28 protein-coding genes and 2 pseudogenes are annotated in these 25782 nt (G+C 61.3%); 13 read left to right on the forward strand and 17 right to left on the reverse strand.

Features of this window, described 5'->3' with window-relative positions; all coding sequences use genetic code 11:
* Positions 1-49: 49 nt before the first annotated feature.
* From ACVWYI_RS11995 to ACVWYI_RS12010, 4 genes are all read right to left on the reverse strand, one after another.
* Entirely contained in the window at positions 50-430 is a 381-nt protein-coding gene (locus tag ACVWYI_RS11995) for a hypothetical protein (protein WP_456662096.1), read from the reverse strand.
* Between the two features lie 409 nt (positions 431-839).
* Positions 840-1817 carry a TIR domain-containing protein gene (locus ACVWYI_RS12000; protein ID WP_456662097.1) on the reverse strand — a complete coding sequence of 326 codons (978 nt, stop codon included), beginning with the start codon at positions 1815-1817 and terminating at the stop codon, positions 840-842.
* A gap of 120 nt (positions 1818-1937) precedes the next feature.
* Positions 1938-2234 carry a hypothetical protein gene (locus ACVWYI_RS12005; RefSeq protein WP_456662098.1) on the reverse strand — a complete coding sequence of 99 codons (297 nt, stop codon included), beginning with the start codon at positions 2232-2234 and terminating at the stop codon, positions 1938-1940.
* A gap of 894 nt (positions 2235-3128) precedes the next feature.
* A complete protein-coding gene (locus ACVWYI_RS12010; RefSeq protein WP_456662099.1) occupies positions 3129-3347 on the reverse strand; it encodes a hypothetical protein in 219 nt (72 codons plus the stop codon).
* A gap of 496 nt (positions 3348-3843) precedes the next feature.
* Here ACVWYI_RS12010 and ACVWYI_RS12015 point away from each other — a divergent pair, with 496 nt between their 5' ends.
* The 8 genes and pseudogenes from ACVWYI_RS12015 to ACVWYI_RS12050 all read left to right on the forward strand — a co-directional run bounded on the left by ACVWYI_RS12015 (position 3844) and on the right by ACVWYI_RS12050 (position 9686).
* Positions 3844-4167, forward strand: a complete 324-nt coding sequence (locus ACVWYI_RS12015; protein ID WP_247349526.1) for a PilZ domain-containing protein — start codon at positions 3844-3846, stop codon at positions 4165-4167.
* Between the two features lie 5 nt (positions 4168-4172).
* On the forward strand, positions 4173-4439 hold the full coding sequence (locus tag ACVWYI_RS12020; RefSeq protein ID WP_354049421.1) for a hypothetical protein: 267 nt from the start codon (positions 4173-4175) through the stop codon (positions 4437-4439).
* A 154-nt stretch (positions 4440-4593) separates the two neighbouring features.
* Positions 4594-5145: pseudogene (locus ACVWYI_RS12025) on the forward strand (hypothetical protein); the annotation flags it as partial.
* 1217 nt (positions 5146-6362) lie between these two features.
* Positions 6363-7007 carry a hypothetical protein gene (locus tag ACVWYI_RS12030; RefSeq protein ID WP_456662100.1) on the forward strand — a complete coding sequence of 215 codons (645 nt, stop codon included), beginning with the start codon at positions 6363-6365 and terminating at the stop codon, positions 7005-7007.
* 32 nt (positions 7008-7039) lie between these two features.
* The gene (locus ACVWYI_RS12035; protein ID WP_456662101.1) at positions 7040-7996 is read left to right on the forward strand and encodes a Fe-Mn family superoxide dismutase; all 957 of its coding nucleotides are present in this window, start codon (positions 7040-7042) and stop codon (positions 7994-7996) included.
* Between the two features lie 103 nt (positions 7997-8099).
* A complete protein-coding gene (locus ACVWYI_RS12040) occupies positions 8100-8696 on the forward strand; it encodes a family 16 glycoside hydrolase (protein ID WP_456662102.1) in 597 nt (198 codons plus the stop codon).
* Positions 8697-8734: 38 nt separating this feature from the next.
* A complete protein-coding gene (locus tag ACVWYI_RS12045; protein WP_456662103.1) occupies positions 8735-9478 on the forward strand; it encodes a TSUP family transporter in 744 nt (247 codons plus the stop codon).
* A gap of 7 nt (positions 9479-9485) precedes the next feature.
* On the forward strand, positions 9486-9686 hold the full coding sequence (locus ACVWYI_RS12050) for a hypothetical protein (RefSeq protein ID WP_456662104.1): 201 nt from the start codon (positions 9486-9488) through the stop codon (positions 9684-9686).
* Between the two features lie 138 nt (positions 9687-9824).
* Here ACVWYI_RS12050 and ACVWYI_RS12055 read toward each other — a convergent pair whose 3' ends face one another.
* From ACVWYI_RS12055 to ACVWYI_RS12100, 10 genes and pseudogenes are all read right to left on the reverse strand, one after another.
* A complete protein-coding gene (locus ACVWYI_RS12055; RefSeq protein ID WP_456662105.1) occupies positions 9825-10244 on the reverse strand; it encodes an AAA family ATPase in 420 nt (139 codons plus the stop codon).
* Positions 10241-11068, reverse strand: a complete 828-nt coding sequence (locus ACVWYI_RS12060) for a relaxase domain-containing protein (RefSeq protein WP_456662106.1) — start codon at positions 11066-11068, stop codon at positions 10241-10243. The genes ACVWYI_RS12055 and ACVWYI_RS12060 overlap by 4 nt, the downstream gene beginning before the upstream one ends.
* 10 nt (positions 11069-11078) lie before the next feature.
* Positions 11079-11453 (reverse strand): annotated as a pseudogene (locus ACVWYI_RS12065) (relaxase domain-containing protein); the annotation flags it as partial.
* A 255-nt stretch (positions 11454-11708) separates the two neighbouring features.
* On the reverse strand, positions 11709-12386 hold the full coding sequence (locus tag ACVWYI_RS12070; protein ID WP_456662107.1) for a type IV secretion system DNA-binding domain-containing protein: 678 nt from the start codon (positions 12384-12386) through the stop codon (positions 11709-11711).
* Positions 12383-13471: a type IV secretion system DNA-binding domain-containing protein gene (locus ACVWYI_RS12075; RefSeq protein WP_456662108.1), complete on the reverse strand. Its 1089-nt coding sequence runs from the start codon at positions 13469-13471 to the stop codon at positions 12383-12385. The genes ACVWYI_RS12070 and ACVWYI_RS12075 overlap by 4 nt, the downstream gene beginning before the upstream one ends.
* 6 nt (positions 13472-13477) lie before the next feature.
* Positions 13478-14077 carry a hypothetical protein gene (locus tag ACVWYI_RS12080; protein ID WP_456662109.1) on the reverse strand — a complete coding sequence of 200 codons (600 nt, stop codon included), beginning with the start codon at positions 14075-14077 and terminating at the stop codon, positions 13478-13480.
* A complete protein-coding gene (locus ACVWYI_RS12085; protein ID WP_456662110.1) occupies positions 14064-14219 on the reverse strand; it encodes a hypothetical protein in 156 nt (51 codons plus the stop codon). Before ACVWYI_RS12085 ends, ACVWYI_RS12080 begins: the two co-directional genes overlap by 14 nt.
* On the reverse strand, positions 14209-14463 hold the full coding sequence (locus ACVWYI_RS12090) for a hypothetical protein (RefSeq protein ID WP_456662111.1): 255 nt from the start codon (positions 14461-14463) through the stop codon (positions 14209-14211). The genes ACVWYI_RS12085 and ACVWYI_RS12090 overlap by 11 nt, the downstream gene beginning before the upstream one ends.
* Before the next feature lie 824 nt (positions 14464-15287).
* Positions 15288-16715 (reverse strand): aldehyde dehydrogenase family protein, encoded by a 1428-nt coding sequence (locus tag ACVWYI_RS12095; protein ID WP_456664514.1) that lies wholly within the window; start codon positions 16713-16715, stop codon positions 15288-15290.
* A 16-nt stretch (positions 16716-16731) separates the two neighbouring features.
* Positions 16732-17790: a DODA-type extradiol aromatic ring-opening family dioxygenase gene (locus ACVWYI_RS12100; RefSeq protein ID WP_456662112.1), complete on the reverse strand. Its 1059-nt coding sequence runs from the start codon at positions 17788-17790 to the stop codon at positions 16732-16734.
* A gap of 114 nt (positions 17791-17904) precedes the next feature.
* On the opposite strand from ACVWYI_RS12100, the gene ACVWYI_RS12105 reads away from it, so the two are divergent.
* The gene (locus tag ACVWYI_RS12105) at positions 17905-18690 is read left to right on the forward strand and encodes an AraC family transcriptional regulator (RefSeq protein WP_456662113.1); all 786 of its coding nucleotides are present in this window, start codon (positions 17905-17907) and stop codon (positions 18688-18690) included.
* 54 nt (positions 18691-18744) lie between these two features.
* Here the strand turns inward: ACVWYI_RS12105 and ACVWYI_RS12110 are convergent, their stop codons facing one another.
* The 3 genes from ACVWYI_RS12110 to ACVWYI_RS12120 are packed head-to-tail and all read right to left on the reverse strand — an operon-like array spanning position 18745 to position 21285.
* A complete protein-coding gene (locus ACVWYI_RS12110; protein ID WP_456662114.1) occupies positions 18745-19653 on the reverse strand; it encodes an alpha/beta hydrolase in 909 nt (302 codons plus the stop codon).
* Between the two features lie 13 nt (positions 19654-19666).
* Positions 19667-20473 (reverse strand): aspartate dehydrogenase, encoded by an 807-nt coding sequence (locus ACVWYI_RS12115; RefSeq protein ID WP_456662115.1) that lies wholly within the window; start codon positions 20471-20473, stop codon positions 19667-19669.
* Between the two features lie 11 nt (positions 20474-20484).
* Positions 20485-21285 carry a GntR family transcriptional regulator gene (locus ACVWYI_RS12120; protein ID WP_456662116.1) on the reverse strand — a complete coding sequence of 267 codons (801 nt, stop codon included), beginning with the start codon at positions 21283-21285 and terminating at the stop codon, positions 20485-20487.
* A 104-nt stretch (positions 21286-21389) separates the two neighbouring features.
* Here ACVWYI_RS12120 and ACVWYI_RS12125 point away from each other — a divergent pair, with 104 nt between their 5' ends.
* Genes ACVWYI_RS12125 through ACVWYI_RS12140 form a run of 4 tightly spaced genes read left to right on the forward strand, consistent with a single transcriptional unit; the run spans position 21390 to position 25679 of the window.
* Positions 21390-23753, forward strand: coding sequence for a xanthine dehydrogenase family protein molybdopterin-binding subunit (locus ACVWYI_RS12125; RefSeq protein ID WP_456662117.1), 2364 nt, complete (start codon positions 21390-21392; stop codon positions 23751-23753).
* A complete protein-coding gene (locus tag ACVWYI_RS12130; protein ID WP_456662118.1) occupies positions 23750-24580 on the forward strand; it encodes an FAD binding domain-containing protein in 831 nt (276 codons plus the stop codon). Before ACVWYI_RS12125 ends, ACVWYI_RS12130 begins: the two co-directional genes overlap by 4 nt.
* Positions 24577-25077 (forward strand): (2Fe-2S)-binding protein, encoded by a 501-nt coding sequence (locus ACVWYI_RS12135; RefSeq protein WP_456662119.1) that lies wholly within the window; start codon positions 24577-24579, stop codon positions 25075-25077. The genes ACVWYI_RS12130 and ACVWYI_RS12135 overlap by 4 nt, the downstream gene beginning before the upstream one ends.
* On the forward strand, positions 25074-25679 hold the full coding sequence (locus ACVWYI_RS12140) for an SRPBCC family protein (RefSeq protein ID WP_456662120.1): 606 nt from the start codon (positions 25074-25076) through the stop codon (positions 25677-25679). The genes ACVWYI_RS12135 and ACVWYI_RS12140 overlap by 4 nt, the downstream gene beginning before the upstream one ends.
* The last annotated feature ends 103 nt before the right edge of the window (positions 25680-25782 follow it).

The raw sequence follows: 25782 nt of genomic DNA on the forward strand, positions 1-25782 counted from the left end.
AACAACGGGCGCGTCCTCCGATAGGACGCCTTGGCGAACTCGTCGGCTTTCAGAGTGTTGGCCCCGCGCCAGGCGGTCGGCGTGGCCTGCTTTGCCAATCCGCGATTGCGGTAGTCCGGGCATAGCTCGGATCCTGCCTGATGAGCTCATCGTGATCGGCGATCGCCTTGTCGTACTGCTTCAACGATCGATAGATGCAGCCGCGGTCCACGAGATGCAGGTCGGCGTACTTCATGCGCTGTTGCTCTATCAGTTCGCTGCAGTTCTTGATCTTCACGCGCGGTCGGAATCGTCGCTCACACTGCAGGACTGCAGGTCGGCCTGAAGTTTGCCGACTTGGCCGCGGGCGGCCGTCGTGGGCGACGCCCCCGGCGGTGGCGGCGACGGCCGCGACCAGAATGGAGCGACACGGGGCGTTCACGTTCGCCATCGGTCGCATCCTTCCGTTTGTGGTTCGATCCCAACCTAGCACCGGGCCGTAGAGCGGGAGAGTTGCGGCGAACGGCAGGGTTACGGAGCACTCCTTGAGGCCATCATCGCCGAGGGCCCGAAGAACAGCCGACTGAACTCGGCCGTAGGGTGCTCCTCAAACGCCTCCAAATCGTCTCAGGTTGACGGTCCGAAGAGCCGAATCGGTGGTACACCGCGGTGGTCACAAAATCCCACCGGCCTTAATCGGAGTCCTTGCTTTTCGGCGGTTTTCGCGCGTTTGCGGCATCGGGGAAGGGAGTCCCACTCTCTCCGCCACTCCTGCCACAACCTAATTCACCCTGTCTTTTCAATCTATTAGACATGGCGACAGGAATGGTGTCCCCCAAAGTGGCCCCCAAGGTGTCCCACTATCGGCCAGCTCTTTTCGCTGCTCGGTCGAGCCAAGCGCCGATGTTCCGGTGGTCAGAGGCCATGTAGTCGTACTCGTCGGCATTCTCCGAGAGTGGCCTCACATAGCCGACTGCGGGCTCGGTGACCCATTCGGGCATGTCAACTGCTTGGGTGTAATCGCCATACCGCTGCCACTCCCAGCGATACCCACCGGCCCCGTCCGACACAGCGTTCTTCTCGTAGAGATAGTAGCGAACCAGCTTCGACGCCTCCGGCTGCAGCTTCCCTACGCCCATGTAGTCCAAGGGGTTTCGACCGCGAGTGTGCGGTGTGAGTGTCTTGTGATGTCGAATACTGTTGAGATGAACGGCCAGCAGCCCTCGTCCGTCAACAACCGCCCTTGCGATCTCGTACCTGACCCAGCGTCGCCACCACGTCTCCGGTCCGACCAGCACGCAAACGGCGGAAGTGAAACAAACGCCCGCCCTGATCAACGACTTGATGGCGTCATCGTTGGTGATCTTCTTCGCTTCCCACAAACTGCTGTCTTGAAAGCTGCGCATGGTCCCGCTGTCGAGATGGCTGATCTTCCATGCGTTGCGCACGACGTTGACGCGCATGCTGTCTTCGTAGTGGAACGAGAAGAACGCCTTTCGTTTCACCGACGGAGCGATGCTCTGCGTCGTCGGCTTGGGCGGAAAGAGGTCTGCAACTGCTCCGGCAAGTGGGCTGCGGGTAGCCGATGGCCCGAACAGGTCGAGCGCCGCGCCATTAAGCGAAGGGTTGCTAACGGGCAGTGCCGGCTTAAGAGGGGCAAACAGATCAGATAACGCGCCGCTCAGCGGGTACGGGCTCACAGGCAGAACTGACCGCGCCCGTGACGCATCTACCAGCGCACGAGCCAAGGGGCTCAACTCTGGCGTCGATGGAGTGTCGGTCGAGAGTGCACCGCGGCCCAACAAACCGCCGAATGGATACAAGGAATTATCCGCCATAGGCCAATCTCGCTCCTACCACCGCGATCAACACACCAACAGCGAGCGGCGAGTAGAAGCTGATGATGGACCAACTCAACAGGGTGCTGCGGAACGCCACGGCAGGCGCTCTCTGGAGACTTACGTCGAAGGTGGGGATGGCTTCCCACCTTCTTGCCGGACCACATCGAACAGACCCCGAAAGCGGCGCTCAACGCGCAGATACTGGGCATCGAGAAGCGCGAACGTGATCAGCGGAAGAAGAGCCAATGCGGCAACGGAGGGACGATGCAAGGTGAAAGCGAACCCCAAGACGGCCGTACAGACCGTGATGCAGTAACTCTTGAACGAGGCGCCATACCCGGCCATGCGCGTTACGAGGTTCTGGATCATCTCCAGTTGCTTCACTCGAAGCTCGGCGATCTTTTCAGGCGGCATAGCCCCTCCGTCATCCCTCCTACACGTAAGGATCAACGGAACCCGCGCAAGGGTTCTTCAGGTAGAACGGCGGAGTTCTCCCCGTCTTCGTTATGATCCCGAGCAAAAACACTGATTGGGACGGACAGGCCATCTTGCCGCAGCTCCCTCAATCGGCACCCGCCCGCGACGTAACGCGAAGAACCTGCAGAGCTGTGCACTTCAGGCTCCCTCGGGCGGTTGGGATGCCGCGTTCAGTCAGCGCCCGCGCCAACCCACTCGCCGACGTGATGCCCTCAGCGTTGAGCTGTGACAACGGACCAAGGTCGATGGCCCGCTGTTGAGCCCGGTGGCTCTGGGCCGCACGTCCCGCTGCCTGGGACTGCTTCGACAGGCTAACGCCTCTATGACCTGCAAACGCTTGCCACGCTCCTTCGCTGCTGCCAGAGCGGCTTTCGTACGAGACGATATGAGGCCAGCCTGTCAATCGGCGTTCAAAATTTGACCCCGCGTATTGCCGCATCAGCGAATGTTACCCTGATGGCCCCATTGGACTGGTCGATGCGACCTCGACTGATCGGCCGCGCCAAGTGGCTGTTCTGGCTTGCTCGACGAGAGGGGCTGTGGGCGGGTCGGGCCCTACATAGCCCGAGCCGTCCACAACCCCGGGCAATGGGGCAGCGGTGGTGGCCTCGCCGAGCGGCTCCTCCGCGACCAACTGCTCGGCCGTCTTCCGTCTAAGCGCCCTCAGCAGACGCTGCACGATCGAATGCTGTCTCGTCCCGAACTGCTCGGGGGTGTTTCTCGCTCAGCCGGCCGACGATGGCGAGTGCAGTTAGCTGCGGTTGCGTCGCGAGCCAGCCCTCGATTGCAGCAATATGCGGGTCGAGCTTGGACGGCATGCGAGCCCTGGTTTTATAGGGCCGACGGGTGCGCCGGTGCGTGGCGCGCGACGCCGCCTGCATCGAGCTTCTCCGAATCCGGCGAGGCCTGACGCCCACGCCCCTGCTCGCTCTTGATGATGGCGCAGCGCGCCCGCCGATCGAGCGTGCACCAATGCTCAATAAAAAAGCGAACCGCGTCCGACGTACAACGTTTGTTAAGAATTTCGGCTTCAGATTGCATCTGTTTCAACCGACTCGGCTCTTTCTGGTCGGGCTCACGTATGAAGTTGCGCGGTCTAATTAGGCTGCTCCGTCGAGTTCTAATTTAGTTTTGCCATTCCTTTCCATCGCTTCCGACGAGGGGAGCGACAACGACAGCTATTGGGGCACTCAATGTCTAAGGTCCTGAGATTTCCTCGACCTGATGAACGGAGACCCGAACCGGATCGTTCGCTCCAGGAAACATCTGTCATTCTGCCCAACATTGCTGCGCTGCTGTCGAGAGTGGAATCTCTTCAAATTCAAACCACCGACGATCTGCGCCTCGCCATCTTCATGCTCGATCTCGCAAATATGTGCATCCGATTGACCGTCGGCCAGACCCCGAATGGACTGACCAGAAAGAACAGTTACTGGCCCAATCCGCGAAGATTGGTCAGCTCCTTGAGACTGCGCGTTGCGAGATGCAGCTATAGGTTTCGGGAAATGACTACTTAAACTCGCCACCGTTAGTTCGAGGACTCGCCATGAGGTGGAACAATCGAAAGGCGACCCGCGTTCAGTTTGAACGCAAGCACATGGTCAACATCATCGGGGTCGATGGCACATGGCGACGGAGTTGCATCCTCCTCGATGCTTCTGAAATCGGCGCCAAGCTTGAGGTAGAAGGCTCTATCGACGCACTCAAGGCACAGGAATTTTTCCTGCTTCTATCGTCCACCGGCCTGGCATTTCGCCGATGCGAGTTGGTTTGGGTCAACGGGGCGCACGTAGGCATCAGATTCGTCACTGAAAAGACGAAGAAAAAAGAGCGCCCGGGAAACAATAATCATCTCGCTCCTGCGCAATGAGGCGAATGTTGTCGGTCAAGACCTTAGATGACCAAAAATCAAAGATGCAGCTAGTCTCGTCGCGAACGATCTCCTTCATCGATGTCCCCTCTCTTGCAGTTTGTGAGGCCAAAGAAGCTCTGCTTCATGACCAGAGTGGAGGCTTCATTCTCTATCTGTCCGGCGCAGGTTCATCATCAACCATGGAAGAGCGAGTCTTCTTCCTGGAATTGCGCGAGGCGCTGGTGTGGTTGAACGAGCCTCCTGAGGATCAAGGATCATTCTGGGTATGAACCCGCGCGAGAAAGCCGCTCAACGGAGGCGGCCATTATGCTTGTACATGTTCTGGCTGACAGTGCAGCCAAGTTGTCTGATCTTTGTCGCGTACTTGACCGAAGATTTCGCATAGCGGCGGAATGGCTGGATGTCGACTCGAAGCTTTCTTACATGCCTCACGCCGTCGTCGTCTGCGCCAACCTACGCCTCGTCGAGAACATCGCGGCTCTCAAGAAGAGAAGTGCTCGTCTAACCAATATCCCCAAGCGCATATTCCTGGTCGAACGGCCGTCTCACGCTTGCATCTCGCAGGCCTATGCTCTAGGAGCCACGCTCGCGCTGCCAGGCATCGTAAATCAGGCCAAACTGTTTGCTGCTTTGGCAAATCCTGCAAACGCTGAAAGCGCCTTGTTAACTGGCGAGCCGCGGAGAGACCATGCGATTGAGGTCGCCGCTACTGCTATTGGATCAATATTTTCTGCGGTGTCCTTGGGCGAGCCGATAGATGTGATCGGGACGAGAGAAGCTGGGAGCAAAATCGCCGATCGCATCGCGGAGCGCGGCCTCACTGAACGGCTCGCGACCGTGCGGCGACACCACGAGGGGACCTATCAGCACTGCCTCCTCGTTACCGGGGTAGCAATCGACTTTGGGCTAAGCCTGGGCTTGAGGAAAACCGATCTTGAGCGGCTGTACTCTGCCGCCATCTTTCATGATATCGGTAAAGCAAACGTCCCGCTGGCGATCCTCGACAAGCCGGGCCGCCGCCCAGCGCGAAGGGTGCTTGCCGGCGTGATCCAGAACCATCCGAACCGCTCGGGCCCGGACCTCGGGTGAAAACTTGTTCGTCGTCTTGCTTGTCATGGCTCATCCTCTCAGAAGTTGGAGCCTCGGGCAAACCCGGGGCGGTTCAGCGGGAGCGCAAGCTGGCGTTCTCATCACCGATAGAGGCCGAGGGCGGGGCGCTGATAGGGTTAGATGTCCTCTGAACCGATGAACACAGCCAGCGCTGTATTTTGCCAGCAATGCAACTCCTTCGAAACGGCTCATTCGGCGCCCTTTGATCAAGTGCGGTCAACGACGCTAGAAACGGCTGTTGCCCGCCCTACTTCTTCGTTGGTTCGCGCCTCAACGTCCGCTTGGGGTCAACACGCGGAAAACCCAAGCAGAGCAAATCGAGTCCGCCATGAGCGGACCTCAAAAATGTGCGCCGTCAGTTCGCTGATGGGCCATGGGACTAAACCGCTCGCGCGGTAGGGCACTACGCTGGCAGCGCGGCTGAGAGGATAGCGCGACGGGGCGTCCTGTCTTGAGATGAGGGGTTCGCAACCTTCACTCAAAACAGGAGCATCCCCATGACCGACGAGGCAAGGAGCCCGTTGCGCCATGGGTGAGCGTCTTCTCCAGAAGGCTCACGATCGTCGCCAGCACCCAGTTTCATGTCCGAGGCGACGCGGGCACGTAGGGCTGGCACGCCGCCGCGAACTGCGTGAGATGTTCGCATTTGTGCTCCCGAAGCTCGCGCCATTTCGATGATAGCGGTACGCTTGCGGCCCCGCGCATGACGAGATGCTGTTGCATTTGTCGATTTGCTGAACTATGACGTGCTCAGGGGAAATGCAGTCTCCCCTTGAGGCCTCGGTCCAAGAACTGTGCAGCACTCGACTTGTCGAGGAATTTGCACACATGGACCAAAACGGCCCACCCGTTCCTCCCAGCGATTTCCTTTTGCGGTCTGCTTCCCTGCGGACTGCTGCAGATATTGATCCGCCGCCCGAGCCCTGCCGAAACGACCCCCGCGACGGGCATTCGGTCGCCGTCTATTACCGAGATGAGGCGGAAGTAGGCGATGGGTTCCTGATTGCGCTGCGCGCGATGGGGGTTGCAGGTGTCGAACAGCACTCCGAGCCGGTAACGCCCCCCATCAGCGGCGCAAAGCCGTGAAGGCGCGCAATTTCCCCTACCTGCTGCCGATCTGCATGCTCTTGTGTGCGTGCGGACCGATGGCATCGCGCAGTTCGGCCGATGCCGTCACGTTCGATACGGCAGCACGGCTCGACGACTTTGATTTTATTGCATTAGGCGAGGGCAGGCCGAGCAAATGGTCGGTCATTGATAACGACGCCGGTCGAGGGTTGGCGCGGATCGGCCCCGAGTCCAACGATAACCGTCTGGCGTTCGCCCTCTACCGTCCCTTCTCTGGGCGCGACGTCTACGTGTCGACGCGCTTCCTGACCGTCCCCGGCAAGGTCGACCAGGCGGCCGGCCTGTTCATCCGGTACAGATCGCCCGACGACCACTACGCCGTACGCGCCGACGCGATTGAGAATAGCGTCACCCTGTATCGCGTCGCCGGCGGACGGCGAGAGATGATCGGAAGCATGGACGTCGACGTGTCGGGCGAAGGGCGGCATACGCTTGGTATCGCGGCGAACGAGGACCGCCTCACGGTGTTTTTCGACGGCAAGGAGCTTTCTGTCGCGATCGACAGAAGGTTTCCGGACCCACCTGGGAGGGTCGGCTTGTGGACCCATGCCGATAGCATGACCCTGTTCGAAGCTCTCGAAGTCTCAGCCCTCCATTAACTGGAAAACCAGACGACCAAAGGAGAATTACGATGCGCTACCAACTCGCACCGCTTCATTGCCGCCCCTGGACGTTGAACGGGATCTCCGCACGCCTCATCGAAAGCCACTACGAAAACAACTACGGCGGTGCCCTCAATCGCTTGAATACCATCTCCGAGGAGATCGAGCGCCTCGAGCTCGGTGACGCTCCCAACCCGACCCTCGCCCGGCTGAAACGGGACGAGATTGTCGCGCTCAACTCGACGCTTCTGCACGAATTGTATTTTGCCAGCCTCGGCGGCGACGGACGCGTCGTGCCGGACGACCTCGCAAGCGCCATCGCAAAGGATTTTGGATCGGTCGATCGCTGGCGCCAGGAGTTCGTCGGCATTGCGTCCGCACTGGCCGGCGGCTCGGGCTGGGTGCTGCTGACCTACGTTCCGCGCGACGGACGGCTCATCAATCAGATCGCTTCGGAACACAGTCAAAGCATCGCTGGCGGCCTCCCGATACTGGCCCTCGATATGTACGAGCACGCCTTCCACCTGGAATTCGGCGCGAACGCCGGCGCCTACATCGCTGCCTTCATGCGCAACATCGATTGGCCCGCCGTAAAGCAGCGCTACGAGGATGCCATCAAGGTCTCGCCTCCGCGGCCGCTCGAGCAAAAGGAGTTTGGCGACGTGCCGTCGATTTCCGCCGAGGAAGTCCGGGAGATGATGAAGTTGGGGACGCCGGTTCAGATCATCGATACGCGCCCCAAGCACTACACAACGAAGGCTCAGGACATCATGGATGGCGCCGTATGGCGCGATCCCGAACGTCTCGACGACTGGATCGGCACCCTATCGAAGACCGAACCCGTCGTCACGTTCTGCGTCTACGGCTTCCACATCGGCTGTCAGACGGCCTCGGCGCTGCGCAAGGCCGGATTCGATGCCCGCTACATGGCGGGCGGACATTATGCCTGGAAGGCAATAAAGGGCCCGGTGAAGCTCTTTGAGTGACCCGAATCTGTCCGTTCGATATCGCGGGAGCCGACCGATGTCCCATGTGCAACGCCGCAGGGCCATTGTCGCGGCCATGCTGTTCCTCACTGGAGTGAGTGCCATGTCAAACTATGCGATCAGTTTCGAGAGCACGCAGACGGGTGCCGCGCCCGAGGGCTGGACCTCCACCCTCACAGGATCAGGCGATCCAAAATGGACCGTTGAAAGCGACGAGACGGCACCTTCGAAATCGAAGGTGCTCAAGCAATCCGGCCGCGCGACGTACCCGCTGCTGCTGAAGAACGACAGCAGCATCAAGGACGGCTTTGTCGAGATCAAATTCAAGGCCGTCGCGGGATCGCAGGACCGCGCCGCCGGCATCGTCTGGCGGGCAAAGGACGCGAACAACTACTACGTGACCCGGGCCAATGCCCTCGAGGACAACGTCGTTCTCTACAAGACCGTCAACGGCGTCCGAAGCCCGCTCGACATCGTCGGCCGCAAGGGAGGGTACGGAACCGATGTCAAGGTTCCGGCCGACACCTGGCACAGTCTGCGCATCGACTTCAGCGGCTCGCGCTTCCGCGTGTCGTTCAATGGCAAGCAACTGTTCGAGGTCGAAGATTCCACCTTCGTCGATGCCGGCAAGGTCGGGCTGTGGACCAAGGCCGACAGCGTGACGCTGTTCGATCAAGTCACCTTCGGCGAAGCGAAATAGGTGGGGCAACGAAGAATCCGCTTTGGGGGGGGCGACCAATGGATGGACTTTTTCTGGTTCTTTTTTGTTTTGCCGCCTTTGCCGGCGGCTTCGTCAGCGGGTTTTCGGGATTCGCGATGGGGCTCGTCGTATCAGGCGTATGGCTGCACATCATCACGCCGATCCAGACCGCGGCACTGATTGCGGGATACGGCCTGCTCACGCAGGGTTATGGCATCCTCAAACTGCGCCAGGCGCTGAACTGGCAAGCCATCTGGCCGCTGTCGCTCGGCACGACGATCGGCATCCCAATCGGCGTGCTCCTGCTGACCTACATCAACCCGGCCTATCTGAGGCTCGGGGCCGGTGTGCTGCTGATGCTTTACGCGATCTACAGCCTGGCGCGGCCGGCGTTCAAGCCAATGAAGATCGGCGCAGCACCTGATATCGGCATCGGCATCGTCAACGGCTTGGTCGGCGGGCTGACCGGACTCGGCGGAGTCGTCTCGACCATCTCCTGCCAGTGGCGCGGCTGGAAGCGGGACGAGCAACGGGCGGTGTTTCAGCCGGTGCTGTTCGCGGCCTTTGTGGTGATCTCGATTTCAATGGGCGTCACCGGTGCCTTCACGACGCAAACCGTCAAATTGTACGGGCTCGGTCTGCCATTTCTGCTCGTCGGCCTCTGGAGCGGCTTCAGGCTGTACGGAAGGATCGACGACGAGATGTTCCGCAAAGTGGTGCTCCTACTGATCCTGCTTGCCGGCCTTTCGCTGATCGTGCCAGCCGTGCTTGCCAAACCGTGAGGACGCCATGTCGCTGAAAACGGCGACCAACGGAGGCATGACCATCAATCCTGCGCTGGCAAAGCAGGTCGGCGAAGCGAGCGCGTCTATGCGGCCGGACCTGCTCAGCCTCTCGATTGTTCGAAGACTAACAACGTCGACAGATACTCTTGATCTTCTTTCTAACGCTCTGGATCGCGCGGCTGGTCGCGCGCAGACTTTACGGTAGTCGGTTGCTCCACTGCCGGTGCGGCCCGGGGTAGTGCGGCTTGCTCTTCTCCTTCCTTAGTGATTCAACAGCAGCGAATGCTGCGATCAACATCGAGGCAAAGATCCTCAGCATTTTTTGCAAATCTTCCCCACCGTCTTATCGGCCTTTTTGTTCTCCTGATCGATTTTGGCGTCGCTGTCCTGTTGGTTCGTGGTCGTCGGCTTGCCGATGCCGCCCGCAGGGGCGGTATTCTGCGCGTTGGCCCCCGGCGAGCCTGAGGGAGCCGCAGTACCTGGCGAGGAATGGAACGCCGTGTTCGACGCCCACTCGCCACGAGTCCGTTGCACGGGCATCGATCGCCAGCTCATCGCGGAGAGCGTGCGAAATCTTCCACGCCGTGGAGGCACCGATCACACGGTAATCGACATCGCCGTGAGTCCAGGACTCGGTGATGGCCGCCAAGGCGGTCGTCTTGCCCGCGCCCGGGGCGCCCTCAAGAATCGTGATCTGGGCACCGCTGGTCGCCGCGCGCACGGCGTCGGCTTGTTCTTCGTTGAGCCCATGCTTCCGGATCAACTTGGCGACGATTGCAGGGGATGGCGCGCTGGAGATTTCTTAGAAAGCCGAGCTGCCATCTCGCCGATTTCAGATTCGATGCGCAGGATTTCCGGGGTGGTGAAAACCTGATGCCCCCACACGTCATAATCGAGGGTAATAACCGCATTCGTCGCGACGAGGTTGTCGACCTCCCTCTCGACGCGTTCCGCGCCGTCGCCGGTTCCGACGAATGCTGCGGCTACGGCGGCGTAGAGGTGTCGGCGTTCGAAGGTGCTCTCATGCTCAGCAAGCCGATCGGGAATAGCCGCGAGGCGCGCCTGGATCAGGCGTTCACGATCAGCATTCTCAAGCCATGCATGCTGCTCGCGACCTGCGGCAAAACAGGATTCAATGACGACCTTGCGATCGAAGCCGAGGTCGCGGGAGCATTGCTGCCAAAATGCGACGCGGTCTTGGTGTTGCTGCTGTTTGGCCTTGCGGGTCGCTTTGGTGATTGCTGCGGCCAACGCCGGAGCACTGGCGCTATCGGTACCGGCGGCTTCAAGTTCGCCCTCGATCTCACCGCGACGGGCCGAGAAATAGGATTTTAGCTGCGGAGCAATTCCGACGACTTCCCAGATTCCATTTTTGCCGATATCTCCGACGGCAAAACCAAGATCCTGAAAATTTTTGGCGAGCTGGGAGTGGTAGACTGCTCCAGCCGCCAGGCAAAGATAGCTTTGCGTCCAGAGCTCCGTAACGCTCGCGCCCGATGCCGCTCGCTTTACCGTTGGCGCCGTCGTCCGACGCTTCGTCGAATTTGCGAGCGATATTGAGGACAACGGCGTGACTATGGAGCGCACAATCCGAGAAAATGTTGCCGTCGAGATGTAGTGCAGGGCGCGCGTCGCCGTGCTGGAACACGCCAACCTTCTCTCGGCGAATGCCGTCCTTGCCCGATCTGCAGAATGCCGCGTTGGCCCCAACCGACTTAAGGGCTGCTTCGACGGCGCCGGCTTGAGCCTCCTCTATCTTGGCACGCAGCTCGTCATTGGTTAGCGCCCAGAGAATAGAACATGTCTTCGGCGCCGAAAACGTGATGTCATATCCGCCGACGTGCTTTTTCCCGCTTTTATCGAGAGCATGAAGCGGCCTTCGGAGCCGATGGCCGCGTGGAGCCGCTCGAAGGGTTCGCGCTCGACCACCGACCCTACGCGGACGCCGATGTCGACGCCCACCGCCACCCATCGACCTGCGGGTTCGCTGCCGCCGACATAGTAGTCGGATGAGGCAATGTAGTATTCGGCTGACGTCCCGGCTGCGACGGTTGCGACCATCTCACTCACTTGCAGTATGATGCAAGCGAGCATGCGCGTTCGGGAGGAAGGCTTACCGGGCACCTCCCCGAGATAAGAGCCGCAGTCTGGCGGCGGTCATAAAATAATGCCCGTCACTAAGGTGACGGGCATTTCCGCTAATCTCGACGGTACGAGCGAAGCCGAACTAAAGCCGCTGCCAGGCATCAAGCGGCCATTCCACCACGTAGACGTTGTCGAATCCGACGATCGACGCACGGATCGATTTACTCCCTCGCCAGTCGACCGTCAGCCCCAAACTGGTTGACATCTCGTGCGGGGACAAGGCCGGCACTTTGTGCAGGTCGGTCTCTCCTTGCTTACCAGGTCGGTCAATCCCGAACGTTGTCACACCCATCAGGGATTCGGAGAGTTCAGTCGCATTCTTGCCAGGCCTTGCTTTGCAGACGATGATGGTCGCGAAGTTCTCGGTTAGAGCTTCCGCCGCGGCCTTGGTTGAGGCGTCCTCGATCTGTGCGAGACTCTGCGCCGTTGCGACAACGCGGATCCCGCGGGACCTTCCCAGCGAGGCGAGCTGCATGACGTCTTTCATCGCTCCACGAAACCGAGGAAGTTCATCCGCGAAAATCCAAACACCATGGTCGATATTGTCGGCCATATCCGGCGCAAGAAGCTCGCTTGCCAACACCCGGAACATCAGGGTCAGCAGCAGTTCGGAATTGTCGCGATTGGAAAGATCGTGCCGCAGGATGATGGCGCGCTGGCGGGATCGCTTTCGCGCCCAATCAAGGAGCGAAATTCGCGGGCGCCCATCCGCCTCCATCGCGGCGCAGGTATCGACGATCTCTGCGATGTGGGCGATCATGTTGAATACGACGAGAGACTCATAGTAGTGGGGTCGTCACCTTTGTCGCGCAACATTTCGGCGACCTGGCGCATTGTTGGCCGCAGGTCGTTGGCGATCTCTTCGACCGGCTTGGAGATCGCGGTCTGCAGCTCTCGCCGTCCCCATTGCTGTCCGTGCTCGGCGATGAGTTTCAGGATAAGTCCCTTCAGAACCAAACGGGATGCCGCTGACCAGACGGGATCGCGGGATTCCGGTATCATGATTGCGGGGATGCGGCTGGCGGCCTCTGGCGATCGGACGTCGCGGCCGATCGCCCAGACGGCAGAAGCGCGTCCGATTCCTATGACGGTGCTGCTCCCGCGGCCGATCAAAGCCGTGATCCGCCTGTGGAGGGCGCCCTTGACGCCGAGGTGGAGAACGTGATCGCCGCGCATCGTCGCCTGGCGGGCGAGGCCTTCGGCGATAAGAGTTTTTCCGGAGCCAGGTAAGCCGATGCTGAAGACCGATTCATGCTCGGCCAGATTGGGAAGCCAGAGGCCGGGTGCAAGCTCGACCCCGCCGGGGAATTCCGAGACCAAGGTCGCCAAATGCGTCTGTGCCGCACCGATCGCCGCACCAAACCATAAAGTCTTCGGCCCATCGATCCAGCGGGCACTCCTTAGTTTCGGGGTTCGCGAAAGCACCTGCCGGTAAATAGGAACGGCCACGACCCATCCGGCAAGGATCGCGCCGATCATGCGAAGCGGCAGCTGGATGGCCATGTCGATGCTCATCAGCAACGCCCAGCATGCCTTTCCGATTGCGAAAGGATAGCCAAACCAACCAATGATGTACGCGGCCAATGCTGCCAGCCGTTCGCTTGCTTTGCCGCTCAGGTCCAGAACAGGAGTGGCGGCATGATGAGACATCGCGATCAGGCGCAATATGGCTGTCAGGTCGAACGGCAGCTCAACTTGATCGCGAGTTGACCAATAGAATGCCGGCATAGCGGCGAACAGAATTAGGAAGGTCGTTGCGGCCGCGAGTGCGGCGAACGAAAGGCTTGCCAGGACGGCGCCTGAACGGGAGGCCACCGGCGTAAGCGGATGGGTGGGTTTCGACATGATCTACTACCTTTCTGAATTGCGGTTGACGTGAATGACGGTGCCGAGGGGCAGAGAGCCATCGGCGTGCAATCTCGTGTGCGGAATGCTGAATGAATTTTGGTCGCGCGCGAGACGTGCTTCTAGATCCGCTAGACCGAGGCCTGGACCGGTCACGACGTAGCTGCAGTCCTCGGTCCAGCGATCAAGCCTGTTGCAGAGGCCCATGGCGTCACCGCTCTGATATCCCGATCGGAAGAGTCCCCAGCGCAGCGGCCGATCGATCATGCCGACGAGGATCGTGAGGCCAATGACGATCGGCGAGGCGGCACAGCAGACGAGCCAGAGCGGCGGTGGCCCGCTGGCCGACTCGTGGGACTGTATGCCTACCGAAGCCCGCCTTGGTGCAGGCAATGCATCGTCGGTACCCGCTGCAACGCGTGCCATCGTCGCGATGCCCTCCGGCCCAATACGCGTCAACACCGAGCGTGGAAGCTTGGTGATCTCGCGCGGCGATAGTTCGGCGAGTTTCAGCCCCAGAGTTTCGCGCGAGGCCTTACCTTGCGCGATGTTTTCGTGCAGGCGCTTGATGAGCTTGCTCGGAAGCGCCCTCTTAGCGGCTGGCATCGAAGCCTCCCACAGCGAAGCCGGCGATGGCACCGAGACGCGGCCAAACCACGGAGAGAAATTCCGACACGTCGCCCTGCAGCGCGGTGACCATGAGGCGGGACATGCCCAGCCTGGCGATGAGCGTCGCCTCATCCGCCATGATCCGCTTCGGTGAAGCTCATCCCGGCAGCCTCGAACAACGGCCAAGCGCCGACGGCCATTGCGAGCAGCGTGACGTGGCGGCGGTCCTTCAACAGCGGCGCGATTCGATCGTTGTAGATTTTATGGGCCGGCGTGCCCGGGAGGAATTTGAATCCTCCGTCACGCAAGTTGAGGACCGGGACAATCTCCGCGGCCGGATGGACCAGCTGAAGTTCGCCGATCAGATTCGCGCTCTGCGCCATCGCACTGGGATCTGCCGTCGGGCCATTCTCTTTACAGAGACAAGCGACGACAACGGCACCTGGGTGCTTGGGCCGCCTGCCGCATGGTATCTTCTAATCCGAAACTCTAATGAGTCGGGGCGTGGGTATTTTGCTCTCGCTCGCAGCGTGCGTTGTTGGTGTTCCTCTCCTGCTGCATTCGGCCGATAGGACCGACTGCGGACGCAAGAGTTGCCTTGAATCCTCAGCCAGCGCCGAAATTAAGCTCTTCGGCCGGTTCTTTTTGACTGTGCGGGATTGAGCGGGTTCACATCCATGATGTGAGTGGAGACGAACGTGATCAGTTGGCTGTTAGTAATCATCATTGCGGCCAGCGTCGCAGTGTTGATCGCTCACGCGATTGACGCCATCCGTTCCTGAAGCGCAGCGCAGCGGCGGAAATTGCCTAGTATTATCTTGAAGGAGCGCGAGCTACTCGCCCGTAATGCGTGGGGAAATACTTGACAGTTCATTCGTCGAACACCCCCAGTGCTCGCTCCAAGGCACCAGCGTTCTTCATTGAATCAGGCTTAGGACGGCCACCGATTGCACCGGCATGGGCACCTATTGACGGTCAGGGCTGAGCGAGTCTGATCGGCCACAATCGGACAGCAACAGCGCGACACCTCCACGAGCTCGCGCGCATGGAGCGCATCCGTTAAAGTTAGCGGAGGAGAGCAGGGTGCCTAAGAGGCCGCTGCAACGCAGGTCTGGCAGCAAATGGAGTTGGCCAACTGATAATAGCTGAAACCTTATCAGTACGCGATGGTCGACCGCGAGGGGGGCAGCCGACGTATCGCGGGCAGTCAGATCGTCATGCCGACGAACTTAAGTTGCGATAATTCCTGGATCGCATGACGCACGCCCTCGCGGCCAACGCCGCTGTGCTTGACGCCTCCGAATGGATAATTGTCGAGGCGAAAACGCGTAGCTTCATTGATCCAGAGAGCGCCGACATCGAAGTCATCGGAAAATCGCAGGACCGCGCCGAGGTCGCGGGTGAAGAGAGCGCCCTGCAACCCGAATGGCGAGTCATTGGCAAGCGTGAGGGCGTCGTCAATCTCGTCGAACGGCGCCACGACTGCGACAGGACCGAACACCTCTTCGCGCCAGAGACGAGCGTCACGTGATATGTCGACCAGAATGCCAGGCGACACGGTGGCCCCTGTCCGTGTCGGTTCAAGCGTGTAGCGGGCCCCATGCGCGATCGCGTCGGCACACATTGCCATCACGCGTTCGGCCGCGGCAGCGCTGACCATGGGCCCGACATCCGTCTTCGGATCGGTGGCTTCGCCGACCCTGAGTGACTTTGCGGCCTGGACAAGGGCGTCCAGGAATTCCTCAAGGCGGGGTCGCGCGACGAGAATGCGTTGGGCTGAGATGCATTGCTGTCCGCTCGCCTCGAACGCTGCGGAGGCAATCTTCTTCGCGGCAACCGCGTTATCAGCATCTCCAAGTACGATATTCGCGGCGTTCGACCCGAGCTCCGCAAGAAACTTCTTTGCGCCTGCCGCTCGTGCGAGCGCCTCGCCGCCGCTGGTGCTGCCAGTGAATGACACGGCACGTATGCCATCGTGGGCCGCGAGAGCCGTGGCGGTCTCCTTGTCGCCTGTGACGACGGTGAAAAGGTTCTCGGGCCAGCCGGCATCGAGGAACAACCTCGCGAGCTTCAGAGCCGTCCGCGTGCCAGCAGGCGCCGGCTTGACCACCATCGCATTGCCGGCCGCGATGGCCGGTGCGACCTTCTGGACCAGCAGATTGACGGGAGCGTTGAACGGCGTGATTCCTGCAACCACTCCGTAGGGGACGTGTCGAACAAAACCGATATGGTTTGTCCCCGCAGGTGTCACATCCAGTGGAACGGTCTCGCCGCCGAACTGTGTCAGCGCGGCCGCTGTTGCCTCGAGAAATTCCGCGCCACGCTTTACTTCGAACGAGGCCATTCGGATTGGCTTGCCGACGTCGGTACATATGGTAGCGGCAATGTCGTCGCTCGCTTCCAGCAGTGCTTTGGCCGCTGCCCTGAGCCAGCCGATCCGAACGTGGGTCGGCTGCTTGCGGTTTCGCGCAAAGCTGACGTTTGCCGCGGCAACGGCCTTGTCGACGGCCGCCTGCCCGGCCTCTGCGATCCGGCCAACGATTTTGCCGTCTTGGGGAGCTATGAGGTCGAACGTCTTCTGCGCGTCCTCAGCGATAATTCCGTCAATGAAGCTGGCGTAGAGAGGGGCAGGCATGAGTCGTGTCCATAAGCTATCGGGCTGTGCGCATGCGCTGGATCTGCATGTTAGCCAAGAACGGCACCAGCGGGTGCGTACCCATTTTCGTGAGCGCCGGCAGGTCGAGCGCGATGAGCGCCTGCCGCTGTTCGGGGGGAAGCTGGTACTTGTCTGCGTAGGCACCGGCATCCTTTACGAATTGGGTCCGGCTCTCCGGCTCATGTGCCAATGCGTGCAACGCCGACGTGAGTCCAACAAGCTCAGGCTTAATCGAGGGGTAGTGAGCCTGGCTGGAGCCTGCCTGCGGACTGTACCACCCCAAAGACGCATAGTTGTGATGCCAGCTCGGGTCCATCGAGAGCACGTCCGGCTTGCGTTCGCCCAAAGCGCCGGCGGCGCATGCCCAGCATCGTAGCTCGATATTGCCGGTATCATCGAGTTCGGCCTCGTCATAGCCAATGAGAGACTTAAGGTTGCCAGTCGCGAGTTTCGCCAGAACCTTGTTATCCCAGCTCAGCTCCGGGTTAGAGTAACGATCCGTTCCAGGGAAATGCGACATGCCGCCGCTCGAGAGCACGACGGTTTTGAGACCCATCGCGGTCACGGTTCGCGCGACGGCTTGGCCTAAGGCGTAGCAGCGCTCCATTGTCGGTTGCGGCGGCAGGTAGGCGTTGACGTAGATGGGAAGCACCGGCTCCGTTAGCCCGAGGTGGGTGAGGGGAATGCCGATCGCATAATCAATTTTTGCAGTGCTGCTGAAAGCGGGATCGAAGTTCTGGCGGTAAAGCTGCCGGACCAGCTCAAAGCCGATCTCGCTCGGCACCTTCCAGTGGAACTTGCGACCAGCGAATTCACCCGTCGCCTCGCCACCAACATGGACCGTAAAGGGCGGCGCGGCATTGTGGAAGAATTGTTCCGCGTGATCGTTTGAGAAGATGATCCAGAGGTCGGGCTTCAGCGCCTTGAGCTTCTCGCCGAGATCGGCCGCGACCTCCCGTACCTTCTGGACGACTGCCTTGTCCTCGGTATCGGGCATGGTGAAGAACTGGGGCGCGTGGGGCAGCATGGCGCCGCCGACGACCGTGGACATCATGGGGTGTTCCTCCTGCGTTAGGTGAACTGATTGGATTTGGCTGAAGATACGCAGCTTGCCACGCGGCGTGTTAGCGCTATTCTGTCATATAATTGTTGTGGAACGACAGATGTCATGAGCCGTATCCATCCCGATGTCCTGATCCCTCCGAATGGCCCGTCGGCGCATCGTGTGGTGGCCTATGTGTTGGATATTCAGCGCGGCGGCGGGCGTCCCCAGCACAAGCACGATCGCGCCCAACTCCTGGCCGTAACGTCCGGATCCATCGCCGTGGTGGCAGAAGGCGCGACCTTCGTGGCGCCACCGGAGCGGGGCGTGTGGGTTCCGGCGCACACCCTGCACGAAACCCGGCATTTTGCGTCGACCCGTCTGCGCACGCTTTACATCGAACCGGGCGCCTGCGGCGCGCTGCCGGATCGCACGACCGTGGTCCAGATCAATCCGCTGATGCGGGAGTTGCTGTCCGCCATTGTGGGGCGCCCGCGCGAGTACGAAGAAGAGGGGGCCGACGGACGGCTGATCGATGTGATCCTCGACCAGATCGCCGTCTCGCGTGTATTGCCGCTCAATCTTCCTATCCCAATCTCGGCGCCGCTGCGCGCCGTCGCCATGGAGATTCTGGAGCGGCCGATGGGAGGTCCCGACCTGCACGGGCTATCGAACTCGCTGCACATGTCGACCCGAACCTTGCAGCGGCAGTTCAAGAGCGAGACCGGCCTCTCGCTACGCAGCTTCAGGCGTCAGGCCAAGCTCCTGAAGGCGCTCGAATTGCTGTCGGCCCGCACGCCGGTGAGCCGGATCTCCGATCAACTCGGCTTCGGCGAGCCCAGTGCCTTCATCTCGATGTTCAGGGCCGCGTACGGCGTGACGCCGGGGCGCTATCTTTCGCAGGAGCAGTGATGACCGGAAAAGGTCTGCAGCTGTCTTCCGAACACGTAGTCACTCGATATTGATTCACCGGGGGTAGGCGATGAAATCGAGCATCGCCACCCCCAGCTCGTCTTCAGCCGTATTGATGTGGCCGATCGACGATGTGTGATTGTGCCCCCGCAACCACATCGATGGCGGAGAACGGCGCTTGGCCTGCGCGAGCCGGAAGCACAGCTCGGCGCAATGTACATCGATCAGCGGATTCTCAAATTCGGCCCAGGCGACAAAGGTAGGGACGCTGCTCTCGTCTATATGAGAAACCGGCGAGACGTCGGCCAAGAAGTCAGGGTTGTCGGTACCGTAGTAGCTGACGACCTTATGCGCATTGGGATTTTCGGGGCGGGTGTCGGCCCGCACCCTGCCGCTGACGACGAGATGACCGGCCAACCCCGGACCGGCAACGGGCTGACGGCGCCTGTCATAGGCGTAGCTGCCGGTATGCGCTGCGCCTGCAGAGTGCCCCATGAGAAAGATGCGATTGCGGTCTATTCCAATCTCAGGCCCGTGATCGTGCGCCCAGCCAACGACTGAAGCGATATCGTCGGTCGCGCCGGGATAGCGCGTGTCGTCGGCCAGACGATAGCCGACATTGATTCCGACAACACCGTTCCGCGCGAAATATCGCAAAATGTTCGCATAGATCTCGTCGGTCCGGTTGCGGTGACCGTCGAGGAACGCCCCTCCATGCACAAACAGAACCGCCGCGCGGCCGCCGCATGGGCCCGCAGGCAGGTAGATGTCGAACCTTTGACGCGGATGCGTGCCATAGGCGATGTCCGACCTGACATCGATGTCCTCTGTCTGCGCCGTCCGATGTATCTCGCTGAATTTTTCGAGCATCAGCTTGACATGCTTGGCCGGAGACCACTGAGGGCCGATTTCGGCCATCAGCTCGCGCAACTCGTTCGGAATGCCCGGGCGTGTCCGGTCCATTGATTACTTGGCCTTATACGATGACGCGCCTGGCACGATGTTCGATCAGCCGAACCAGGCTGAGTGCGGTCAGCTCGGATGATTTCGGGTTGGTCGCGAGCGGCTTGTTCTCGAGTGTGATGTCCATGCGGCCGAACGCGCCGCTGGCGATGATGCGGTGACCGTTCATCGTCGTAGTTGGATCTGCGATTAGTTCGACGCGCGTTCGATCCAATCCAATTCCGGCGAGCGAGGAGACTACCGTCGCGTTGGCATTTTGCGGATACGTTGCTGCCGCCTGCCGCGCCGTTCCGGTGAAAAACACCGTGCGTTCGCCCAGGCTATCCAGGGCAAGGAGCCCTTCCGCCGGCGTGTTCTTCCAGGCGCGAGGTGGTTTGACGATCTGGTGAACGACATCGTCGAGACCGAGCACGGCAGCGCTGGCGAGCGCATCGATGCCGCCGATCGCACCCGACGGCAGCTCGATCCGGCTGCCGTTCCGCTCCGCGAGATCGATCAACCAGGTGAGCAGGCCTTCGTCGCTGAAGGCGCTGGTGGACGCCGTGATCATGGCGGGACTGGCGGCGAGCGCCGCGGGCGCCCATTGCGAAATGGCGGCGCGGCCGGCCGCCTCGATCACGAGGTCGGGCCTGAAGGCCGCGAGTTCGTCCGGCGAGCCGAGGAAGGCAACGCCGGGCGGCAGCTCGGCTCGCGCCTGCGGCGTGTCCATTGTCGCGATGGCGGCGATCTCCACCGCTGTTTCGCGCTGCTTCAACAGCGTGCCGACACGCGAATTGATCGCGCCCCAGCCAATGAACACCAACCGCGCAGGTTTGGACATCACGTGGGGCATCAGATCGTATCTCGATTTGTCCGCGGCACCGGCCGTGGCGCCGGTTTGCCGCGGGCGCCGTGCCGAGTTGCGGTCGTTTGGCCTTTGACAGGCTTTGTCCCCGCGGTCAGAGCCTGGCGATGAGCCAACATGAGCTGGCCGACATGCTCCAGATGCTCGCGCATCGCAAGGCCGGCAGCTTCCGACCGGCCCTTCAGGATGGCCTGCAAGAGACCGGTGTGGCTGCTGGCGCTGTCTGTCGTGACCGATTCGCCGAAGTTGACGCGGTGGCGCTCGCGATGCACGTGCCACATCACCTTCTCGTGCAAATCCATCAGCGACCGATTGCCGGTGCCGTGCACGATCGCGAGGTGAAACGCGTCGTTCAACTTATAGTAGTGAGCGGCGTCTCCGGATTTAGCGGCGGAATTCATCTCACGTTGTATCCGCTGGATCTCGCGCAGCACCTCGGGCTTGCCGGCCTCGGCCACGCGCGTCGCTGCAAGCTGTTCGAGAGCAATCAGGACCTCCATGTGCTCGCCGACCTCTGCCTCGTCCGGGTCCGTAACAACTGCCCCGACGTGTGGAATGAGGCGAACAAGACCTTCCAATTCCAATGTCGCTAGTGCCTGCCGCAACGGAGTACGGGAAACACCGAACTCCTTGCAGAGGAGGGGCTCTGACAATCGCTCTCCGGATTTCCACCGGTTCTCGATGATGTCCCTGCGCAGATGAGGCAGGATCTGGTCGTGCATCGGCGCATAGCGCACGACCGAGTTGTTCTGCTTCCCCGTCATTTCGATTTTTTCCGACTTGCCCACTGCAACCTCGCTGGAAGGTAGGCCTTGTGAGCGGGGGATTGACTCTTTGCAAGTATCCATAGATCGTATACGAAATACGATATCCAATTACAAGAGGCGAGCCGTTGACAGTCGGAGTGGTCGCTAAGAACAGGGAGCAGGGCGTCGGAGCCTCGGTCAGGCGCAAGGAAGACGCCCGCTTTCTCGAGGGTAAGGGCGAATACCTCGCCGATCTGCAGGTCCCCGGGATGGCGGAGGTGGCATTTCTGCGCAGCCCAGTCGCCCACGCGCATATCCGCGGCATCGAGATTCCCGAGCAGTATCGCGACCAGGTGTTCGTGGCCGCCGATCTCGCCTTTGCGGCCCCGATCGTCGCCGTCAGCGCGGCGAAAGGGTTCAAGCGATCAGAATACCACCCGCTGACCGGTGACAAGGTTCGGTTCGTCGGCGACCTCATAGCGATGTGCGTCGCGCCCACCCGAGCCGATGCCGAGGACATTGCAGCCGCCTGCGTCGTCGATTTCGACGAATCCCCCGCCATCTGGGACATTGATGTTGCGCTCAAACCCGAGGCGCCGCGCGTCCACGAGCACTGGTCGGACAACATTTACGTCCAGAGCACGATCCAAACGGGTGACCTCGACGAGGTCCGCAACGTCGCGGCCGTGAAGGTGCACAAGATCTTGCGCATGGGCCGTCACGCCGGCGTTTCGATGGAAGGGCGCGGTGTCCTTGCGCACTACGATCGCCGTCTGGACGAGCTGGTCGTCTATAGCTCAACGCAGTTTCCCCACGTCATTCGCACCATCATGGCCGAGTGCCTGGGCATCCCGGAGAGCAAACTGCGGGTAATCGCGCCGGACGTGGGCGGCGGATTCGGGCCCAAGAACAATTTTCAGCCCGAAGAACTCGCGATCGCGGCTCTGTCCATGAAGCTCAATCGTCCTTTGCGCTGGGTTGAGGACCGTCGCGAGCACCTGATCGCCTCGCCGCATGCGCGCGAGCATCGCTACGATCTCACGGCTTACGCGGATGCAAAGGGCCGGATCCTGGGGTTAGAGGCGGAAGTTGTCGTCGACGCCGGGGCATATTCGGTATGGCCGTGGACCGCGGGGATGGAAGCCGGCATGTCGGCCGGCATCATGACCGGTCCCTATGACATTCGCGTCTATCACGCGCGCGCTATCAGCGTTGCGACCAACAAGTCACCTCTCGGCCCCTATCGCGGCGTGGGGCGAAGCGGCGCCTGTTTCGCGATCGAAACCTTGGTGGACGCCGTTGCGCGTGCGGTCAATCGAGAGCCGATGGACGTTCGCGTGGAGAACATGGTGCCGCCCGAGGCGATGCCGTACAGCTCCGCCACGCACAAGCTCTACGATAGCGGTGATTATCCGCAATGCGCACTGCAGGCGCGCCAAGCCATCGATCTGGAAGGTGTTCGCGCGCGACAGAAAAAGGGCGAGCCTGACGGCCGCCTGATCGGCGTCGGCATGGCGAGCTACACCGAGCAGTCAGCCCATGGCACTGCCGAATGGGTCGCCCGCGGTCTACCGGTCGTGTTCGGGTACGAGCCGGCGCTCGCGCGCTTCACGCCGGATGGCAAGCTCATCCTGTTCGTCGGCATTCAGAACCACGGGCAGGGCCTCGAGACGACACTCGCGCAAGTGGCACATCAGGAGCTCGGCATTGCTATCGACGATGTCATCGTCCGTCATGGCGACAGTTCGGTCTCGCCTTACGGCATGGGTACATTCGCCTCGCGCAGCATGACCATGTCGGGCGGCGCCGTATCGGCGGCTTGCGTCATTCTTGCCGACAAGATCGCTCGTATCGGCGCACATCTGCTGCAGGCTCCCAAGGAGATGGTGAAGCTGGCTGGCGGCAAGGTCAATTTCGGCGAGCAAAGTGTCGGTTTCCGGGATATCGCGCAGGCGGCGTTTCTCCATCCGGAGCGACTCCCGGTCGGCGAAGACCCCGCGCTCGAGGCCAATGCGGTCTATCAGCCTGGACGCAGCACCGGCGCATTCTCCTATGCGACGCATGCCTGCACGGTCGCTGTCGATCCCGGCACAGGGCAGGTCGAGATTCTTGATTACGTGGTCTGCCACGACTGCGGCACCATGGTGAATCCCATGATCGTTGAGGCCCAGGTGGTCGGCGGAGTGGCGCAGGGCCTCGGGACCGCGCTCTACGAGGAAATCCCGTACGACGAGAACGGGCAGCCGCTGGCCTCCACGTTCCTCGACTACACGATTCCGGGCTTCACCGAGGTGCCCGACGTTCGCGTGCTGCATATGGAGACGCCATCGCCGCACACTCGCTTCGGCATCAAGGGCATGGGCGAGGGCGGCGCCATTGCGCCCCCGGCTGTCGTGGTCAATGCCATCAACGACGCGCTGCGTCCCCTAGCCGTCGAGATCAACGAAACGCCGGCGACGCCCGAGCGCGTTCTCGAGAAGATCGTAGCCGCAGCGGGAGACCGCCGATGAAGCCGGCTCCGTTCGCATATCATCGTGCGACTTCGATAGAAGACGCGATCGCCGAGCTTGATAACGACGAAATGATCGCGCGGCCGCTGGCCGGCGGGCAATCGCTCGTTCCCATGCTGAACCTTCGGCTCGCGCCGGTTCAGAAGCTGGTCGACCTCGGCCGCATCGAGGCGCTTCGACGCGTCGATGAGCAGAGTGGCCGTATCGCCTACGGCGCATTGCTTCCGCACGCCGCCTTCGAGGACGGCCGCGTGCCGGACGGCAGCAATGGACTTATGAACTTTGTCGGCGGGCAAATCGCCTATCGCGCCGTGCGTACGCGGGGCACGATCGGCGGCGCGCTGTCCTTGGCCGATCCTGCTGCTGACTGGCTCACAACCGTGATCGCGCTCGAGGGTGAAGTGGTGCTGGTCGGCCCGCGTGGCCGTCGGAGCCTCGCCGTCGCCGATTTTGTGACGGGGCCCTACATGACGGCGCTCGATCAGGCTGAGCTGCTCGAAAGCGTGGTCATTCCGCGCCGGCCGAAGACCGAGCGCTGGGGCCACTACAAGGTGACGCGGAAGACCGGCGAATACGCGGACGCGATGGCGATTGCGCTGTTCGACCCGGACTCGCGGAAGGCGCGACTCGTCGTCGGCGCCGTCGATGGAGCGCCCATCGTACTGGCGAAGGCCGCGCTCGAAATCGGCAAGGGAGCAAATGAAGAGCGGATCCAAGCGGCTATCAGCCACGAGCTCGCCGCGAGCGACCGCGCCTTCTCGCCCGCCAAGCTGCAACTGCACGTCACAGCCGCGCTGCGCGCGATCAGGAAAGCCGGCCTGTCATGAAGACCGAAATCACACTCACCGTTAACGGCAAGCAACGCAAGGCGCTGGTCGAGCCAAGGCAGAGCCTTGCCGATCTGCTGCGCGAAGACATGCGCCTGACCGCGACCCATCTCGGCTGCGAGCATGGCGTCTGCGGAGCGTGCACCATCTTCCTCAATGGCGAGCCGGCGCGCGCCTGCATTGCGCTCGCAATCACGCTGGACGGCAGCGAGGTGCGGACGCTGGAAGGGCTGCAGGATGATCCGCTGATGGGCGTCCTCAAGCAATCCTTCCACGAGGAGCATGGCCTGCAGTGCGGGTTCTGCACGCCGGGGATGCTGATCAGCAGCCATGATCTGTTGCAGCGTAAGAAAGGTCTCGATGAAGAGCAGATCCGCGTCGCAATGAGCGGAAATCTGTGCCGGTGCACGGGCTACCAGGGCATCGTGCGGTCCATCAAGGCCGCCGCCGACAAATGGGCAGACAAGACAAACGCCAGTGAGGAGGCCGCCTCGTGAAGATCGAGAAGACCTTCGAGATCAAGCAGCCGCGCGAGCAGGTCTGGCAGAGGCTGAACGACGTACGCTTCGTCGCCGAGTGCCTTCCCGGCGCATCGATCGTGAGCGAGGTCGGCGAGAACCGCTACAAGGGCAGGATGTCGGTCAAGGTCGGACCGATGGCCGCCACGTTCAGCGGCGACATCGCCGTCGAGAGCCGTCCCGAGAACTGGAGCTGCGTCGTGTCCGGGAAGGGCGCGGATTCGGGATCCGGCTCACGCGCCTCCGGAAGCATGACCTATTTGCTCGCCGACGGCAGCGCGGCGGCGACAACGCGGGTCGACATCGTCTCCGATATCAATCTCGCGGGCCCGCTGGCGCAGTTCGGCAAGGGACCCATCGTTCAGGAAATTGCCAACCGCATCACCGCGGCCTTCGTCGCCAACTTCGAATCGAGGCTGACGGCGGCGGCCGCGGAATCCAGCGATACGGCGGTAGCGTCGCCGGCCGCGCCCACGCCTCCACAGCAACAGCCGCTTGATGCCGGGGGCCTGCTGTGGGCCGTTCTGCGCGACCGCCTGCGTTCCTTCTTCCGGGGATTGTTTGGCAAGTCCCCGGCCTGACCGTGAAGTGACTTTAGCCCGTAAACGCACAAGGAAGTTCAGATGTATTTGCGAAAGAGCTTAGCCCTCGTTCTCCTCTCAGTCCTGCTGCCCGCTTCGGCAT

The organism is Bradyrhizobium sp. LB13.1 (genome assembly GCF_054056815.1).

Coding starts and splice junctions, on each gene's coding strand:
- ACVWYI_RS11995 (WP_456662096.1), bottom strand. CDS start 430: ATGGCGAACGTGAACGCCCCGTGTCGCTCCATTCTGGTCGCGGCCGTC.
- ACVWYI_RS12000 (WP_456662097.1), bottom strand. CDS start 1,817: ATGGCGGATAATTCCTTGTATCCATTCGGCGGTTTGTTGGGCCGCGGT.
- ACVWYI_RS12005 (WP_456662098.1), bottom strand. CDS start 2,234: ATGCCGCCTGAAAAGATCGCCGAGCTTCGAGTGAAGCAACTGGAGATG.
- ACVWYI_RS12015 (WP_247349526.1), top strand. CDS start 3,844: ATGAGGTGGAACAATCGAAAGGCGACCCGCGTTCAGTTTGAACGCAAG.
- ACVWYI_RS12020 (WP_354049421.1), top strand. CDS start 4,173: ATGTTGTCGGTCAAGACCTTAGATGACCAAAAATCAAAGATGCAGCTA.
- ACVWYI_RS12035 (WP_456662101.1), top strand. CDS start 7,040: ATGCGCTACCAACTCGCACCGCTTCATTGCCGCCCCTGGACGTTGAAC.
- ACVWYI_RS12040 (WP_456662102.1), top strand. CDS start 8,100: ATGTCAAACTATGCGATCAGTTTCGAGAGCACGCAGACGGGTGCCGCG.
- ACVWYI_RS12045 (WP_456662103.1), top strand. CDS start 8,735: ATGGATGGACTTTTTCTGGTTCTTTTTTGTTTTGCCGCCTTTGCCGGC.
- ACVWYI_RS12050 (WP_456662104.1), top strand. CDS start 9,486: ATGTCGCTGAAAACGGCGACCAACGGAGGCATGACCATCAATCCTGCG.
- ACVWYI_RS12070 (WP_456662107.1), bottom strand. CDS start 12,386: ATGATCGCCCACATCGCAGAGATCGTCGATACCTGCGCCGCGATGGAG.
- ACVWYI_RS12075 (WP_456662108.1), bottom strand. CDS start 13,471: ATGTCGAAACCCACCCATCCGCTTACGCCGGTGGCCTCCCGTTCAGGC.
- ACVWYI_RS12080 (WP_456662109.1), bottom strand. CDS start 14,077: ATGCCAGCCGCTAAGAGGGCGCTTCCGAGCAAGCTCATCAAGCGCCTG.
- ACVWYI_RS12085 (WP_456662110.1), bottom strand. CDS start 14,219: ATGGCGGATGAGGCGACGCTCATCGCCAGGCTGGGCATGTCCCGCCTC.
- ACVWYI_RS12090 (WP_456662111.1), bottom strand. CDS start 14,463: ATGGCGCAGAGCGCGAATCTGATCGGCGAACTTCAGCTGGTCCATCCG.
- ACVWYI_RS12095 (WP_456664514.1), bottom strand. CDS start 16,715: ATGCCTGCCCCTCTCTACGCCAGCTTCATTGACGGAATTATCGCTGAG.
- ACVWYI_RS12100 (WP_456662112.1), bottom strand. CDS start 17,790: ATGATGTCCACGGTCGTCGGCGGCGCCATGCTGCCCCACGCGCCCCAG.
- ACVWYI_RS12105 (WP_456662113.1), top strand. CDS start 17,905: ATGAGCCGTATCCATCCCGATGTCCTGATCCCTCCGAATGGCCCGTCG.
- ACVWYI_RS12110 (WP_456662114.1), bottom strand. CDS start 19,653: ATGGACCGGACACGCCCGGGCATTCCGAACGAGTTGCGCGAGCTGATG.
- ACVWYI_RS12115 (WP_456662115.1), bottom strand. CDS start 20,473: ATGTCCAAACCTGCGCGGTTGGTGTTCATTGGCTGGGGCGCGATCAAT.
- ACVWYI_RS12130 (WP_456662118.1), top strand. CDS start 23,750: ATGAAGCCGGCTCCGTTCGCATATCATCGTGCGACTTCGATAGAAGAC.
- ACVWYI_RS12135 (WP_456662119.1), top strand. CDS start 24,577: ATGAAGACCGAAATCACACTCACCGTTAACGGCAAGCAACGCAAGGCG.